The sequence below is a fragment of the Lysinibacillus sp. LK3 genome, assembly GCF_001043675.1.
Taxonomy (GTDB): Bacteria; Bacillota; Bacilli; order Bacillales_A; family Planococcaceae; genus Lysinibacillus; species Lysinibacillus capsici.
This window is the reverse complement of record NZ_LDUJ01000021.1, coordinates 167964-184282: the sequence shown is the minus strand read 5'-3', so window position 1 is coordinate 184282 and position 16319 is coordinate 167964. Positions and strand designations below refer to the sequence as shown.

The following is a 16319-nucleotide window of genomic DNA, read 5'->3' as shown; positions in this document are numbered from 1 at the left end:
TTATAAAAGGAGGTGGATTTTTCAATTAAGCGTAGATGCTTTTATACCATTCTTTTGCAGCTTGTACTTCAGGCATTGTTAGTTGATGACCAAAATTAAACCATTTCGTCGTTACTTTGGCACCTGCAGAACTTAAAAGGGTTTCTAAATCCTCAGATTCTTGTGCTGTACACATCGGATCATTCGTACCAGCACCGATAAACACAGGTGTTGGAGAAAGTTGCGGTAATTCAATACCACGTCTTGGTACCATTGGGTGATGCAAAATAGCTCCGGCTAACGCATCATCGTAGTGGAATAATAAGCTTGCTGCAATATTAGCACCATTCGAATACCCTATTGCTACAATTCGTTGGCGATCAAAGCCATATTGCTGTGCTGACGTCTGTAAAAATTCATGAAGCTCCTTTGTACGAAAGATTAAATCCTCAATATCAAAGACACCTTCGGCTAATCGGCGGAAAAATCGTGGCATTCCATGCTCAAGTACATTTCCGCGAACACTTAAAATATTGGCTGTTTCATCTATTTCTTTTGCCAGCCCAATAAGACTTTCCTCATTACCACCTGTACCATGTAGCAATAATAATGTCGGCTTCGTTTCGTCTGTACCTTTATAATAAATATGTTGCACTGACAGTCACCTCTCAATTATCTTGAATTCGAGATAATTGTAGCCTGTGGCAAAATTAAATTCAAGCTCTTTGACTTATTAATTTCACGATTTTCACGATTTGGCTGTTCTTCGTGATTTTTATAAAAATTAGTAATGGTATAAACTGAAAATAAACATGCCGCAATCACAACAACAATTACAATTCCCACTAATTTTTTTCCGTTCATCTATCATGATCCCCCGTATTTCTTATTTCTTTGTACGAAAGCCTTCTTCTAGTAAATATTCCTTTGCTGCCTCATACGTACCAAATGCCTCTTCCAGATTGTCTCCATGATACACGTTCCACGAACGTTGCTCAAAAGCTAGCTGTAACTGACTACCATCGCGACTATGCCAAATCTCTACAATTGGCTCCTGCTCTTCTACTTCTTCAGATAAATATTGGATTGCGTCTTCAATAATTTCACGAAGTTGTTGTTCATCGTAATCGCGGATATTTACTAATCCTTTATCATTAGCCTCATTCTCATAGCGTAATAAATCTCCTACAAAGACAAAGCCATTGCCGTTTGGATGTAATTTCTCAACTACAATCGTCTTTTCGTAAAGACTGTCCATGTAATGATAATTTAGGCGCTTTAAAGAAATTTCTTTTTTTGTTAGCTCAGAAAACGATTCAATAATCGCTTGTTTTTGTTCAAATGTTAGCATATAAAAAATGCTCCTTTTCTTTACAATCTATCTAACAGTATAACTCATTTTTTCCTATTATATCGTGTCGTTTCTAAATCATTTTTGCGCAAGAAAATAGGACAAGCTAATATTATAGCTTATCCTATTTAAACTTATGAGGTTTGATTAAATATTTTTTCACGTGTGAATTTTATCACCTGTGCAACATACAATTCCCGATAAGGAACAAATTGTGCAGTACCTACTGGTCTGACAATTCTCACACGTTGACCATCAGGGAAATATTCATACCCTTCAATATTAAGTGTCGTCGTTTCTCCCAAGAAGAAAGCCTCCGCCTCATTTAGCCTCGCTCTAACTACACCCGATACTTCTTCATACTGCAAAGCAAAGGAATCCCAATCATGCTTGAAAGGATATATGTAGACATGGCAAAATTCATTGTCGATCATATTTTCAGAAACGATACTACAAGATGTCATGCCCATTTTGACAACTTCATGGACATCAATATTAAGTCCCAATTCTTCTTTTACTTCTCGAATGCCTGACTCTACTGTCTCAATCGCTAAAAGATGTCCTGCTGCTGTAATATCGAGTAACCCTGGATAATCCTTTTTCTGTGAACTACGTACTTGAAAATAAATATAGTCTTCATTTACAAGCCAGCAATGAAAAGTCTCATGCCAAAGCCCCTTTTCATGCACTTCCGCTCTCGTAGCTGTCCCAATTTGCTCATGCTGTTCATTAAATACCTTTACAATTTCTTGTTCCATTGTTTCGACTCCTATACTGACTTCGTCGCTTTTTTCTTAATTGCATTACGTTGATCATAAATATTGGATACGATAACCTTTAAGACTGCATAAAATGGTACAGCGATAATAATACCAATAAAACCTGCTATATTACCTGCCGCTAAAATAATTGTAATAACGGTAAGGGGGTGGATATCAAGTGATTTCCCCATGACATTAGGTGTAATAAAGTTGCTGTCTATTTGCTGAGCAACCAGCGTCACAACCGAAACCCACACCACTAAAATTGGATCTTGAATAACTGCCACAATCAGGGCTGGCGCAAAGGCAATCCAAGGCCCGATAAATGGAATCATATTCATAAAGAATGCAAAAATCACTAGTAATAACGAATAGTCTAATCCGATAATTAAATAGCCTACATACATTATTAGTGCTAATAAAAAACTAATTTGCAGTTGGCCCTGAATGTAGGTACGTAATACATCATCAATTTCACTTAACGTTTTCTTTACCCATTGCTGACGTTCACCACTGAAATATTTATAGATGGATGGAGCAAACTTCTCATGATCCTTCAGCATAAAAATAAAGAAGAACGGAATTAAAATGGCTAATAACGACACAGATACAATGGATTGTAAAAAGGACACAAAACCTTTACTCGCCACTACTGCAATATCTTGAACCGAATTCGCCATTTTTTCGATAACATCATTTAATTGCTCAGGGAAGTTATCCTTATTTTGCGTTACATAGTCTGTTAGTTGCTGGATGCTCGTACTAATACTCGTACTAATCATAGGGGCATTTTTCACTAATTTATTGACCTGCTCGGCAATCGGGTTACCAATAATCCAGCCAAAAATACCTACCATTGCTATTAGTCCGAACACAATCGTCAATATACTTCCCCATCGAGGAAATCTACGTTTTTCTAAAAATCTCTGAATTGGTTCCGTCACATAATAGAGAACACCACCAAGTAGTAAAGGCACAAAAATGGCTTTTAATATGATGACAAGCGGTGAAAAAATCCAATGAATTTCTATAAAATATTTAATGATTAATAGTGTAAGTAGTATCCCTACCCCTACTTGAAACCAAACTTTCCTTGTCACTTTCTTTCACTTCCTTTAATAGCAGTTACTGAAAATACTACTGATATATTAACCATTTCGCAAGTATCCTAGTATTTTTTTACAGAACTCCTCTGACAAACTAAAAAATTCGCTCACTTCCCCAATAATAGTTATCGTGGAAGTGAAACGAATTTAAGTCATCAATTATAGAGAAGAATCATCTATGGAATTTAAGAATGTCTCAATTTCTCCAATAACCGATTCAACACAGCCATCCTCAAATGGCGAGATTAAACCTGCCTCTTTTACAAGCTTTGTAAAGGACATAGAGCCACCTAAACCACAAAGATGAATATAGTCTTTCCAAGCCGCTTCAAATTCTTCACGTGAACGTTTCCAGAATTGGAAGGCACAAATTTGTGCTAACGTGTAATCAATGTAGTAGAACGGACTTGCATAGATGTGAGCCTGACGTTGCCAAATGCCCCCAGCCTCTAGGTAACTGTTATGATCATAGTCACGGTGTGGTAAATACGTTTCCTCAATTTTTTTCCATGCAGCTTTACGTTCAGCAGGAGTCATTGTTGGATTTTCATAAATAACATGCTGGAACTCATCTACTGCCACACCATATGGTAAGAATAAAAGACCACTACTTAAATGTGTAAATTTATATTTCTCTGTATCACCTTCAAAGAACAGCTCCATCCAAGGCCAAGTAAAGAATTCCATACTCATCGAGTGAATTTCACAAGATTCGTAGGTAGGCCATAAATACTCAGGAATGCCAATGTTACGACTTGAATAAACTTGGAAAGCATGTCCAGCTTCATGTGTTAATACATCGATGTCACCTGAAGTACCGTTAAAATTTGAGAAAATGAATGGGGAATGATAGTTTTCAATAAACGTACAATAACCGCCACTTTCTTTCCCTTTCTTCGCTACAAGATCCATTAAGTCATGGTCAATCATGAAATTAAAGAACTCTCCTGTTTCAGGTGAAAGTTCCTCATACATTTTTTTACCGTTTGCTACAATCCACTCAGGATTCCCTTTTGGTGTAGCATTACCTGATAAGAAGTTAAGTGCTTCATCATAAAATTTGAAATCTTCAATGCCAATTCGCTTTGCCTGACGCTCGTAAAGCTTCGTTGCAACAGGCACAATTAAATCACGTACCTGATCACGGAATTTTTTAACCATATCAGCATTGTAATCAATCCGATTCATACGAATATAGCCTAGTTCAACATAGTTGTTATAGCCAAGTTTAATCGCAATTTCATGGCGTACCTTGACAAGTTCATCATATAAACGATCGAATTCATCTTCATGCTGTGCAAAGAAGCCAAAGCGAGCATCCGTTGCTGCCTTACGTGTTTCTCGATCCGTTGACTCTGCAAACGGACCAAGCTGAGCGAGTGTTAATGTTTCCCCATTAAAGTCAATTTGTGCAGATGCAACAAGCTTATTGTACTCAGAAACAAGTCTGTTTTCTTTTTGCATCAAATCAATAACTTCTGGTGAGAAGCCTTTAATTTGATAAGTTGCTAGATCAAATAATTGTTGACCCCATTTTTCTTCTAATTGCTCACGAAATGGTGAATCAATTAAAGCTTTATAGTATTCTGTCGTTACTTCTTCTAACTCAGGACCTACTTCATCGAAATAATCACGTTCTGCTTGATAAAATTCATCGTTCGTATCGATTGAAGCACGAATATATACTAAATTAGCCATTGTCGCAAAGTCATTACTAATTGCATTGTGCTTTTCAATGATATTACTTTGCTCGTCCATCGATTGTGCTTGTTTAAATTGCTCAATGAGTGCTAACTGCTGCTCTTTCATTGATGCCACATTTGGACGGCTGTATTGATATTCTTTAAACGTTGTCATTAAAGTCCCCTCTTTCTGTCCTATACCCCGTAATATTTCTATTATATGCCAAATAGAATCTATTAAGAAACAATTATCTCTTTTCTGTTCCATGATTTTTTGAGAAAGAAGCAGTTCCTAAATATAATGGCGTTGTTGTTTTAATAGCCCACAATATATGTTTTTAATAACGCCGCTCTTTCTCTTATTCTTAATTTTGCTTCTACTGATTTTGGTGTTCTTGCTGATAGAACATCTACTTCAAAATCTAACGATTCAGCAAGATATTTTGCACGTTTCAAATGAAAGTCATTTGAAACGATGGTAATTTTCTTAGTTTCTTGTGGTAATAATTCTTTAGAGAATACTAAATTTTCATAAGTAGATGTAGATTGATCTTCTAGGATAATTCTCGCGGCATCGATGCCATGCTGTTCCAAATAGTCTTGCATTACAGATGCCTCTGTACGATCTTCATCAGGTCCTTGTCCACCTGACACAATGACCTTAACATGTGGGTATTTTGTTAAGTATGGAACAGCCACCTCTAATCTACTTTTTAATGAAAGCGATGGTACACCACCTGGCCTTACTTTTGCTCCCAATATAATCATATAATCAGCTGAACCATTGGCATTCGGTTCCATACCCTGATCAATTTCTTTTCCCAGCCAAATATAAAGAACGATTCCAATACCGATTAAAATAACACCAATTGTCATCAGCCACCTTCTCACAAATCATTCCTCCTTTACCTTTTATTAACGATGATAAAAAGAAAAGGATGCTTGTTAAGCAAGCACCCTGAAAGATATTATCTCAATATAAATCGTTTAATAGACTCCTGTAAGGCAGATATTTCATCAGTTAAATCATTGGAAGATTCGCTAACGAGTTGTATTGCGCGTTGTTGCTCATCTACAGATGCTGTTACCTCTTCAGACGCAGCAGCATTCTTTTCACTAATCATCGCAATGCTTTCAATCGATTGCATAATCGTATTCTTAGAGCTATTTAAATATTCTACGCTATCTGTTGTATCGCCTATAATGGCTATGATTTTTTCAACAGCTAATTTAATTTCTTTAAAGGATGATTCTGTTACCATGACAGAATCATTTTGTCGACTTACAATGATATGGGTTTTCTGCATTTCACCATTGACTAAGTTTGTTTCACTTTCAATGCCTTTTAGCGTCGTGCGTACTAGCTCAGTTGCTACAGAGGTTTGATCAGCGAGTTTACGTACCTCTTCCGCGACAACTGCGAATCCTTTACCATGTTCACCCGCTCTTGCTGCTTCAATAGAAGCGTTAAGTGCAAGTAAATTCGTTTGATCTGAAATCTCCGTAATCGTCCCCACGATGCCTTCAATTTCACGTACCTTGACAATTAGACTACCAAATACAGACTGAATATTCTGAACGAGATTTGAAGACTCCCGTGACTTATCCTTTAAGCTTTCTAAATTGACTAGGCCTTCTTCATTTGATTTTTTCATATGCTGTGAGGCATCTAACATTAATTCATTTTTATCATGCAATCCTTCTATTTGCTGCGCAAACTCGATAGCCGTTCGGTTTGTATCCTCTGCATCAGATGCTTGCTTGACTGCACCCTTGGATACTTCATTGATTGCTTTGACGATTTCATCACCATAGGCATTTGTCTCTTCAGCTACTGCGGTTAAATTTGCTGAAGTTGATTGTATTTCTACAATCGCTTCCTCCACATCTGAAATAAGTGTTTTAAGTTGATGTACCATTTCATTAAAGCCATCATTTAACTGTCCTATTTCATCCGAGCGCTGTAAATGCTCAATTTCAACCGTTAAATTCCCTTTTGCTACTTCACGTACACGTTTAGATAATTTTTGAACTGGTAATGCCAGGTGTCTTGATACAAGAATGACAACGATTGTCCCAATAATTATGGCACCTACTAATGTCAAACCAATTACTAGCAATAAAGAATTCGCCTCTGCATTAAAATCCTGCATATATGTACCTGATGCAATAATCCATCCCCAATGTGGATCTTTCTCAGAATAAATAATTTTATCCGCTAAGACATCCTGACCTGGTAGTTCAAATTCATATTGTGTAAAACCACCACCATCAAGTGCCTTTTCAGTTACTTCTCGAATAAAGTAATTGCCACTGCTATCTTGGTCATTCCAAAGATTATCTCCTTCTCGTGTTGGATGTGTTGTTAATGTTCCCTTATCATCCAACACATAGATATAACCATATTCCCCTAAATCACCCGGATAATTAATAGGCCGTTTTCCTTCGCTATCTTTCGGACCAAGAAATGCTTCTCTTACTCGTTCCTGTGCAACCTCTAAGGGTATGTCACCCTTTTCAACACTCTCGTTTGCGAGCTCGATTAATTGCAAAGCAGATTCAACACTATTGTAAAGTACCTGTTCTCCTATATCCTCCATCCCATTCTTAGCCTTACCATAACTAACTATACCAATTATTAAACTTGGAATAATTAGTAGTGCCAATGAAATAATAATCAATTTCCCCTGTATTGAACGTAAAAACTTCATACTTTAGCCCCCCTATTTTCTTCGTTCAACAATATATTACTTTATATTATGTTATGGTTTGAAAGTTTTCACAATGGGTAAAGCACAAATTATTTTCTTATTTCCCTTAATATGGTTTGTTTTATGCTAATCTCCAGTTAAATTTTAAATGCCAAAAATAAAAAGAACTATTTCTCCACAAGACATAAGCTTATAGAGAAATAGTTCTAAACTAATCATAATTTAAATGTATTAATCGTTTCTATAACCTCTTTCGATGTTTGATCTAATATTGTTACAACTTCATTTAATTTAGAAACCATCGTTACTTGTAAATCTGAGGCAGTTGCTACCTCCTTTGTTCCTAGGACACTATGCTTCGCAATAGCATTCATCTGTTCGGTAGTAGCTAATACTTCCTCAGAGCCTGCTGACATTTCTTCAATGACAGCAGAGTCATCTTGAATTTTATTATTCACCTCAAGGACAGATTGCAATATTTTCTCTAGACTTTCACCTATGTGTTGCACTGCTTTATTGCCTGCCTGTACATCTATGGTACTACTAGCCATCTCTTGTAACGCTCGATCAGTAATTTTCTTAAAGCTTTCTAAATGCATGTGTATTTCGTCAGCAGATGCTTTAGACATCTCTGCAAGTTTACGAACTTCATCTGCCACGACCGCAAATCCTTTACCAGCTTCTCCTGCTCTAGCTGCTTCTATTGCCGCGTTTAAAGCTAGTAGGTTGGTTTGATCCGCAATACTCGTAATGATGGTCACCATCTCTTCAATTGATCGGAACTTATCACCCATTTCCTCGACATGATTAGCCGTACGTAAAACAGAAGATTCTACGTTTTGAATTTGAGATACAACTTCTTGAGAATGACTAACACTTGTTTCCACAAGTCCCGTCATTGCTGATGATGACTCCGCAATTTCTGAAGTTGTATCAGCCAGTCGTTGAATACCAATCGACATCTCATTCATAGTTAATACAACCTCTTGATTATTTTGCTGCTGTTGCTCACTACCAGCAGCAATTTCAATAATTCGATCTGCAATTTGAGCGTTTGATTCTTCCACATGCTGAGAAGTCTCATCAATTTTTTGAACAACATTTTGTAAAGCAAATGTGCGTTGTTGAATCGTATGGAAAGTTTCTTTTAATTTTTGTAGTGATTCTCTGAAGGATTGTGCAAATATTGTAATTTCATTTGCTCCTTTTAGCTGGATTTTCTCCACTGCTATCGTTGCCTTAGCAATATCACCTTGAGCAAAACTTTGTGCTGCATCACCTAAATGTGCAAGGGGTTTTAACGCTCCATTAATATAACGATATAGGATGAACATAACAATACCTGTTAAAGCTAATATGACAATAATTAATGCAGGTAAAATAGCCGTTAATACGGCATTCGCAACATTGCTTACCTCTGTTGCTTCTATATCGACCCCAACAAAGGCAACAGTATTCCCTGCCTCATCCTTTAATGGAACAGTACCAGATAAATAATCTCCAAAATCACTATGTAAAATAGCGGAATAATAACTTCCTGTATTCTTTACCTTTTCAATATCCTTGTAGTATGTGGTGGAGGACTCATCTCCTATAGCTCCAGCATTTTCTTGATCATCTGCTGGCATACCGTCCACTAAAAAACGTACCTTTTTATCTTCCTGTGGTACTGCGAAAGTATAGGCATAGAGAACACCATTTATTTCACGTAATTCGTTGAGCTCTTCTCGAAGTCGCCAATATAACTCAGATTCTTTTGGTTCCTTTGAGAGTTGTTCATATTCAGCAGCATTTAGATGTTTTGCAATATTCTCAGCAACTGCAACTGCCTGTGTTCCCATGGTTTTATTAACAGATGATTTTGCTGTGTAGATAGTTGTTATAACGAAAAAAGATAACAAAGCCACTAACATTACCAATGACATTAACACTATTTTATTGCTTAATTTGCCTGTCGCTCGCATACTTTCCTCCTTTAATATACTGATATACTAATATCTTAATAGTTCCTATTGTACTATTTTTTCAACTATTTCGACAATAAATCTATGATATTAAGCATATCCAAATAATTAATGCAATTAAAGTGGCGAACAGTGTCGGAATGGTAAGAATAACACCGATTTTAAAATATTGTCCCCAGCTAATTTTAATGCCTTTCTGGGCTAATATATGAAGCCATAGCAATGTTGCCAGTGAACCAATCGGTGTCATTTTTGGACCTAAATTCGTACCAATTATATTTGCATAAATCAGTCCCTCTTTCATCATGCCCGATGCGCTTGTTTCTGAAATCGCCAAAGCATCTATCATAACAGTAGGTAAATTGTTCATGACAGCAGACAAAATGGCAGCGACAAATCCCATTGTCATCGTTGCTACTACGAAGCCCTGTTGTATAGCTAGTTCAAATAAATTTGCTAACATTCCTGTCATCCCTACATTTTTTAACCCATAGACAACCACATACATGCCAATTGAGAAGAACACAATATTCCATGGCGCTCCTTTTACAACTCTTTTTGTATCTACCACAGAGCTACGCTGTTGCTGCCATAAGAATATTGCAGCGACCCCACATAAAATAAAAGATACAGGGATGTGTAAAACCTCACCAGCTAAGAAGCCCACTAATAGAATCCCAATTACATACCAAGCGATCGAAAATAATTTGGGATCTCGGATTGCCTGACTTGGTTGCTCAACGGCCTCAAGAGAATAATGTTGTGGTATGGAACGGCGAAAAACAATGTAAAGTACTACTATACTTGCCACTAACGAAAAGAAATTCGGTACAAGCATATGAACTGCATAATCTATAAAGCCTATATCGAAAAAGTCAGCGGATACGATATTCGTTAAATTGCTAATAACGAACGGTAACGAGGTTGTATCTGCTATAAATCCACTTGCAATAATAAATGGAAAGATCATTTTTTCACTCAAGTTTAGTTTTCTCACCATCGCTAAAACGATTGGCGTTAGTATTAAAGCACCCCCATCGTTTGCAAACAAAGCGGATACAACAGCTCCAAGGCAACTAATATAAACAAATAAGCGAATTCCACTTCCCTTTGCAAGTCGTGCCATATGTAGAGCAGCCCATTCGAAAAAGCCAATTTCATCTAAGATGAGTGAAATTAAAATAATACCAATAAATGATAGCGTTGCATTCCAAACAATCCCCGTTACCTCTAACACATCATGCCAGGTTACTACACCTATTAATAGCGCAATAGCTGCTCCTATACAGGCTGACCAGCCAATTGATAGTTTTCGTGGTTGCACTATGACAAAAAATAATGTGACTAAAAATAAAATAATGGCTAAAGCAGTCTGCATCGTTTTCCTCCCTAATTAAAAACCAGTAGCTTAAATGCTACTGGTTTACTCATTTCGTTAATATTTATTCGCCTAAATCTGCATTGTGGAAAACATTTTGTACATCTTCTAAATCTTCTAATGCATCAATTAGTTTTTCAAACTTCGCTACATCGTCGCCAGTTAAAGTCACTTCTGTTTGAGGCAACATAGAAAGCTCTGCTACTGTAAATTCTTCTACGCCCGCAGCCTTTAATGCTTCTTGTGTCGCAAAGAATTGGTCTGGCTCTGCATAAATAATTACCGCTTCTTCCTCTTCTAGAATATCGCGAGCATCAATATCAGCTTCCATTAAAATCTCTAGTACTTCATCAGCAGTTTTACCTTCTAAGCCAATAACTGCTGTTGAATCGAACATATAAGCTACAGATCCACTGACACCCATATTGCCGTTATTTTTACCAAATGCTGCACGTACATCTGATGCTGTACGATTTACATTGTTTGTTAAAGCATCCACGATAATCATTGTGCCGGCTGGTCCAAAGCCTTCATAACGTAATTCATCAAAGCTTTCATCACCGCCACCTTTTGCTTTATCAATGGCTTTTTCTATAATATGTTTTGGAACACTGTATGTTTTTGCGCGTTCAAGCACTACTTTAAGTGCACGGTTTGACTCTGGATCTGGTTCGCCTGATTTAGCTGCCACATAAATTTCTCGCCCAAATTTTGCATTAATACGGCTTGTGCTTTGATCTTTAGACGCTTTCTTTTCTTTAATATTGTTCCACTTACGACCCATTGTTTCCACTCTCTTTCAAAAGATAAATTTATAAAAATAATAGATACACAGTTGTATATCTGTAAATGGTAATTAAATACTTATCGTATCTTTACTCTGCAAATAATAACACAATGATGCTTACAAAGCTAGATATACCAATGTTTAAGGTAGCATTTTTCTAAAAAAATGGCTGTTAAAATTTACGATTTTAGCGCCATCTTATAACAGCTCTTGTTTAATTTTTGCTAGCAATGCCTGACAGCCTTCTTGCACCAATTCATAGGTTTCCTGAAAATCACCTGTATAATAAGGATCCGGGACATCCTTACGATGCGCTGTTAAATCTAAAAATCGAAAAATCTTTGGTGAGTTTGGATGGCCTAGTATTGTACGGATATTACGAATATTGCTTTCATCCATTCCAATAATATAAGCAAACTTTTCAAAATCAGACTTTTGTAATTGTCGACCTTGCATATCTATTGTAGAAATACCATATTCCCTAAGCTTATCCTGTGTACCTCTATGTGGAGGTTCGCCAATATGCCATGAGCTGGTAGCAGCGGAATCCACTTCAATTTTATCTTCTAAATGTTCTTTTTTCACCATGTCGCGCATGACCGCCTCAGCCATGGGTGAGCGACAGATATTACCTAAACATACGAAAAGTACTCGAATCATTTTATTTTCCTCCTACAACAAAGCACTCAAAATCAATTTGATTCTGAGTGCCGTTTGCTTTTATTTTACGGGAATACGTTTCTGTAGTTCTTCTGTTAGAGCAACTAATTCATGCTCAAGGTGTTGAGTAAACTGCTCACGACCTTCTTTACCCTTGCCTGTTACATAAAAAGGCTCACCATAAATTAAATAGCCTTTGCCTCGCTTCATTACATCACCCACATTACGTGCACCAACATAAGCAGCTGGAACAATTTGCGCCTTTGCCAACTGTGCAATGGTAATAGCCCCTTGTTTTAAATCTGTTCCTTCTGCACTACGTGTCCCGGAGGGGAAAATCCCTACAATTTTACCTTCCTTCAATAACTGCGAAGGAATTTTAATCACGCTCGGTCCAGGATTATCACGGTCTACCGGAAAAGCATTTAAATGCTTAACAAGCCAGCCAAGCCCTTTCATTTCAAATAATTGCTTCTTCGCCATAAAGTGAATTTCACGAGGGTACATGGCTACACCAAGGTTTAAAATATCCACATAGCCAGTATGTGTACAAGCTATAATAAACCCACCCTCTTTCGGCAAGTTTTCTTCTCCGTATACACGAGCCTTTGAACCCATTAATTTTAATATTACTTTGACAACATTTGCTGCTAGTTTATACACTGTTACATTCCTACCTTATTCAATAGTTATTCCCATTGTAATCGAAAATACCAGTATACTGCAATTGCAGGTGACCAACTTAAACCTTCCCTACTAATAGATCCACATCAATCGTGATTTCATTTAGTTCAACGGCTGTTTGTTCTGCTTTATGCCAACCCATTGGTGTCATCTCTAATAGAGCGGGTACTAGCTCTTCTGAAAGCGGTAAAGTATAAGTTACACGTTCTACGTTTACCTCACAAAAACTTTCTTGAAAACGAGCTACAATTTGTTCATTAGAATAAGTTTCCTTGTTTGAATCTGCATATAATTGAGCACGCAGTTCCCGCAAATAACCACTTTGCGGTACAACCTTCACAAGACAGCCATTCGGTGTAAGAAGTCGTTTAAACTCCTCATAATTTGCTGGTGATAGTATATTTAAAATGGCATCGAAACTCGCTTGAGCAAATGGACTTTTAGCTAAATCCCCTACACACCAAATTTGTTGAGGATAATGACGTGCTGCAGCCAAAATGCCCTCCTTCGCTATGTCAATTCCAACGCCAATACCATGATCTCTATCATTCATAATGCGAGCTAAATGTGAGCCCTCTCCACAACCAGTATCGAGCACCGTTTTTGCAGAGCTTATAAGCTCACCGATTCGGGCTTCTACAGCATCATAAATCCCACTATCAATAACAGCCTTGCGGGATTCAAAAAGGCTCTTACTATATTTAGAAGCGGCGTTATGTGTCAGCATATTGACATAGCCTTGTTTCGCAATATCAAAGGAATGGTTAGAAGTACAAACCAATCTCCCCTGCTCATATACATGCATTGATTGCTGACAGATTGGACAAGCAAAAAGGGTGATATGTTGATCCATTAATGCCGCCCCGATAGCACGTTTCGATAATGCGCCCATTTCTATGCCTCCTTTTTGTCGTTCGGTGATACAAGAGCATAACGCTCCCATTTACGACTTTTCCATCTAAAGTATACGATAATTGCCCGCACCCATTCATCTGCTGAAATGGCTAGCCAAATTCCGACCAAGCCCCAATCCAATACAAAGACAAATAAATAGCCAAGCGGCAGGCTCATGCAAACCATTGATAGAAAACCAATTTTCACAGGGAATCTAGCATCCCCAGAAGCGCGTAAAGAGTTAATGACAACGATATTCATTGTGCGACCAGTCTCTAGCAAAATACTTAATGCTAACACGGATGCCCCAATCTTAATGACTTCTGGATTATCAGTAAATACCTGCATAAGTGGCTTACGGAATAGCGTAACGACTGCGACCATAATAATCGTAAAAGCAAATGCTGCACGAACACTTTTCCATAGCTGATGATACGCCTCATCTTTTTCTCCTGCACCTACATGACGACCAATAATAATGGCTGTTCCTGTACCAATGGCAATTGCAAATAAATACGTAAACATCGAAATATTCATAGCATATTGTCGTGCTGCTAGTGTTTCTGCTCCTAAGTAAGTCGCATAATATAAAAAGATGATTTGGCAAAATTGATAAAGTACCTGTTCAAACGCAGATGGTAAACCAATGTTTAATATTTTTCTCACATATTCCTTTGAATACTCAAAATAATATTGTAACTTTACGCGCACTTCCATTACCTGATACAGCAACCAGAAAAATACTAGGACGGCTAATCCGCGACTAATGACAGAGGAAATAGCCGCTCCTTTCACACCAAGCTCTGGTAAACCTAAATTCCCAAAAATAAGACCGTAGTTTAGCACAACATGTAAGACGTTCATGCCAAGCGAAACGTACATAGTTTGTTTTGTCCAACCATGTACACGAATAATTGCAGCGAGTGCATTAATAATAGCCTGTAGGAAAATAAAACTCCCAATGATGGCTAAGTAACTTTGTGCATAGTGGAGTACTTCTCCCTGCAAGTTCATCATTGTCATTAAATGTCTCGCAAAGAAGAAAAATAAAATACTCATTAAAAGCCCAACGACCAAATTCATCGTGACCGCTAACGCCGAGATCTTGGCAGCTTCAAAAAAGCGTTTGGAGCCTAAATACTGAGAAACAACAATAGATGCACCATTGCCCACTACCTCCAGAATCAAGATGGCAATATGGATATATTGATTGGCTGCACCTACTCCTGATACAGCATTATCTGATAAAGCACTGAGCATAAAAGTATCGGCTAGTCCCATCAACATAAATAGAAAAACTTCTAAGAAGATTGGCCATGTTAAATGGAATAGACTTAACTTATTTGTCTCTTTAATTGTGTCTGCCAATACTTTCACTTCTCCTATTTTTTCTTAAAAATCTATTGTATCTTATCACAAATATTCAGACTGTAAAGAGATTTATAGGAAGACAGCGCTTCCACATAAAAAATCCCTTTCACATCGTGTGAAAGGGCTCATTTTTAAATTAAGCAATAAGATTGTAATTGCTCTCGTTTTTCAATTGTTAGGCCAAATTCCTGCTCTAAAAACCCAGTCTTAGAACCATAGCGACGATCCATCGCATCCAATGCTGCTTGTAAATAGTCTTCACGGGCGGACATTAATGCATAAAATTGCTGTAGTTCTTGCTCATTATACTGATGCTGAATAGCCTGAGCCATTCGTTCTACCATTGGACGTAAATGTATATTAGTATCTAAATAATCCTCCATGATAGTCTCCACTGGTACATCTAAAGCTAGTAAAATAAGTGCTCCTCCAATACCCGTTCGGTCCTTACCAACTGCGCAATGATGTACAAGACCTAGATTATTAGGATTTTGAATCGTTTGCATTAACTCTTTAAATGAAAGATTGTTAAAAGGCATTTGTGCATAAAAATCCCGAAACATCTCAGGGCTTACCACTTTATAGAAATCTCTACCACCAGCATTGGTTGGCATTTCAAAAGCATGATTACCCTTCGCTGGGATTTGTATATATTGAGCATGCGAGAACACTGGGTTAGGATTATGATACGCCTCATTGTTATCGCGATAATCAAAAATGGTCTTAATCCCTAACGTTTCAAATAGCTCTTTATCCGACAGTGTCATTTTTCCAAGGGCAGCTGAGCGGTAAAATAAACCGTTCTTTACCCTACGCCCATCTTTTGTTTTATATCCACCCATGTCTCGGAAATTATAGACTGCTTCAAATGGAATTACCTTTGTCTCTAATTGCTCCAATCACTACACCTCCTAAGATTATCAAGCATACTTACTTTTATTTTAAAGAACAAACTACATTAATTCCAATTTTCACGCTAGGTAATAATTTA

The 16319-nt window shown here is 37.3% G+C and carries 16 protein-coding genes; all 16 read right to left on the bottom strand.

Features of this window, described 5'->3' with window-relative positions:
• Positions 1-25: 25 nt before the first annotated feature.
• Positions 26-634, bottom strand: a complete 609-nt coding sequence (locus VK91_RS15930; RefSeq protein WP_048394178.1) for an alpha/beta hydrolase — start codon at positions 632-634, stop codon at positions 26-28.
• A gap of 17 nt (positions 635-651) precedes the next feature.
• Positions 652-843, bottom strand: a complete 192-nt coding sequence (locus tag VK91_RS15925; protein WP_004231917.1) for a hypothetical protein — start codon at positions 841-843, stop codon at positions 652-654.
• Positions 844-865: 22 nt separating this feature from the next.
• A complete protein-coding gene (locus VK91_RS15920) occupies positions 866-1330 on the bottom strand; it encodes a hypothetical protein (protein ID WP_004231915.1) in 465 nt (154 codons plus the stop codon).
• Positions 1331-1464: 134 nt separating this feature from the next.
• A complete protein-coding gene (locus VK91_RS15915) occupies positions 1465-2088 on the bottom strand; it encodes an NUDIX domain-containing protein (protein WP_036079462.1) in 624 nt (207 codons plus the stop codon).
• Positions 2089-2099: 11 nt separating this feature from the next.
• Positions 2100-3191 (bottom strand): AI-2E family transporter, encoded by a 1092-nt coding sequence (locus tag VK91_RS15910; RefSeq protein ID WP_048394176.1) that lies wholly within the window; start codon positions 3189-3191, stop codon positions 2100-2102.
• A 165-nt stretch (positions 3192-3356) separates the two neighbouring features.
• On the bottom strand, positions 3357-5054 hold the full coding sequence (locus tag VK91_RS15905; protein WP_048394174.1) for a M3 family oligoendopeptidase: 1698 nt from the start codon (positions 5052-5054) through the stop codon (positions 3357-3359).
• Positions 5055-5194: 140 nt separating this feature from the next.
• The gene (locus tag VK91_RS15900; protein ID WP_082148165.1) at positions 5195-5755 is read right to left on the bottom strand and encodes a YdcF family protein; all 561 of its coding nucleotides are present in this window, start codon (positions 5753-5755) and stop codon (positions 5195-5197) included.
• Between the two features lie 92 nt (positions 5756-5847).
• Complete coding sequence (locus VK91_RS15895) at positions 5848-7590, bottom strand: methyl-accepting chemotaxis protein (RefSeq protein ID WP_048394170.1); 1743 nt, start codon at positions 7588-7590, stop codon at positions 5848-5850.
• Between the two features lie 215 nt (positions 7591-7805).
• A complete protein-coding gene (locus VK91_RS15890; protein ID WP_048394168.1) occupies positions 7806-9554 on the bottom strand; it encodes a methyl-accepting chemotaxis protein in 1749 nt (582 codons plus the stop codon).
• Positions 9555-9636: 82 nt separating this feature from the next.
• The gene (locus tag VK91_RS15885; protein ID WP_048394166.1) at positions 9637-10932 is read right to left on the bottom strand and encodes an arsenic transporter; all 1296 of its coding nucleotides are present in this window, start codon (positions 10930-10932) and stop codon (positions 9637-9639) included.
• Between the two features lie 64 nt (positions 10933-10996).
• Positions 10997-11716, bottom strand: a complete 720-nt coding sequence (locus VK91_RS15880) for a YebC/PmpR family DNA-binding transcriptional regulator (RefSeq protein WP_004231899.1) — start codon at positions 11714-11716, stop codon at positions 10997-10999.
• A 201-nt stretch (positions 11717-11917) separates the two neighbouring features.
• Positions 11918-12379 carry a low molecular weight protein-tyrosine-phosphatase gene (locus VK91_RS15875; protein WP_048394164.1) on the bottom strand — a complete coding sequence of 154 codons (462 nt, stop codon included), beginning with the start codon at positions 12377-12379 and terminating at the stop codon, positions 11918-11920.
• A gap of 60 nt (positions 12380-12439) precedes the next feature.
• The gene (locus VK91_RS15870; RefSeq protein ID WP_048394163.1) at positions 12440-13042 is read right to left on the bottom strand and encodes a 1-acyl-sn-glycerol-3-phosphate acyltransferase; all 603 of its coding nucleotides are present in this window, start codon (positions 13040-13042) and stop codon (positions 12440-12442) included.
• A 79-nt stretch (positions 13043-13121) separates the two neighbouring features.
• On the bottom strand, positions 13122-13955 hold the full coding sequence (locus tag VK91_RS15865; protein WP_048394161.1) for a putative RNA methyltransferase: 834 nt from the start codon (positions 13953-13955) through the stop codon (positions 13122-13124).
• 2 nt (positions 13956-13957) lie between these two features.
• Positions 13958-15325: an MATE family efflux transporter gene (locus tag VK91_RS15860; RefSeq protein ID WP_048394160.1), complete on the bottom strand. Its 1368-nt coding sequence runs from the start codon at positions 15323-15325 to the stop codon at positions 13958-13960.
• A gap of 134 nt (positions 15326-15459) precedes the next feature.
• Entirely contained in the window at positions 15460-16227 is a 768-nt protein-coding gene (locus VK91_RS15855) for a tyrosine-protein phosphatase (protein ID WP_048394158.1), read from the bottom strand.
• Positions 16228-16319 lie beyond the last annotated feature (92 nt).

Excerpts from the sequence above, each read along its gene's own strand:
- VK91_RS15925 (WP_004231917.1), bottom strand. The coding sequence starts at position 843 with ATGAACGGAAAAAAATTAGTGGGAATTGTAATTGTTGTTGTGATTGCG.
- VK91_RS15920 (WP_004231915.1), bottom strand. The coding sequence starts at position 1,330 with ATGCTAACATTTGAACAAAAACAAGCGATTATTGAATCGTTTTCTGAG.
- VK91_RS15915 (WP_036079462.1), bottom strand. The coding sequence starts at position 2,088 with ATGGAACAAGAAATTGTAAAGGTATTTAATGAACAGCATGAGCAAATT.
- VK91_RS15905 (WP_048394174.1), bottom strand. The coding sequence starts at position 5,054 with ATGACAACGTTTAAAGAATATCAATACAGCCGTCCAAATGTGGCATCA.
- VK91_RS15900 (WP_082148165.1), bottom strand. The coding sequence starts at position 5,755 with ATGACAATTGGTGTTATTTTAATCGGTATTGGAATCGTTCTTTATATT.
- VK91_RS15895 (WP_048394170.1), bottom strand. The coding sequence starts at position 7,590 with ATGAAGTTTTTACGTTCAATACAGGGGAAATTGATTATTATTTCATTG.
- VK91_RS15890 (WP_048394168.1), bottom strand. The coding sequence starts at position 9,554 with ATGCGAGCGACAGGCAAATTAAGCAATAAAATAGTGTTAATGTCATTG.
- VK91_RS15885 (WP_048394166.1), bottom strand. The coding sequence starts at position 10,932 with ATGCAGACTGCTTTAGCCATTATTTTATTTTTAGTCACATTATTTTTT.
- VK91_RS15880 (WP_004231899.1), bottom strand. The coding sequence starts at position 11,716 with ATGGGTCGTAAGTGGAACAATATTAAAGAAAAGAAAGCGTCTAAAGAT.
- VK91_RS15875 (WP_048394164.1), bottom strand. The coding sequence starts at position 12,379 with ATGATTCGAGTACTTTTCGTATGTTTAGGTAATATCTGTCGCTCACCC.
- VK91_RS15865 (WP_048394161.1), bottom strand. The coding sequence starts at position 13,955 with ATGGGCGCATTATCGAAACGTGCTATCGGGGCGGCATTAATGGATCAA.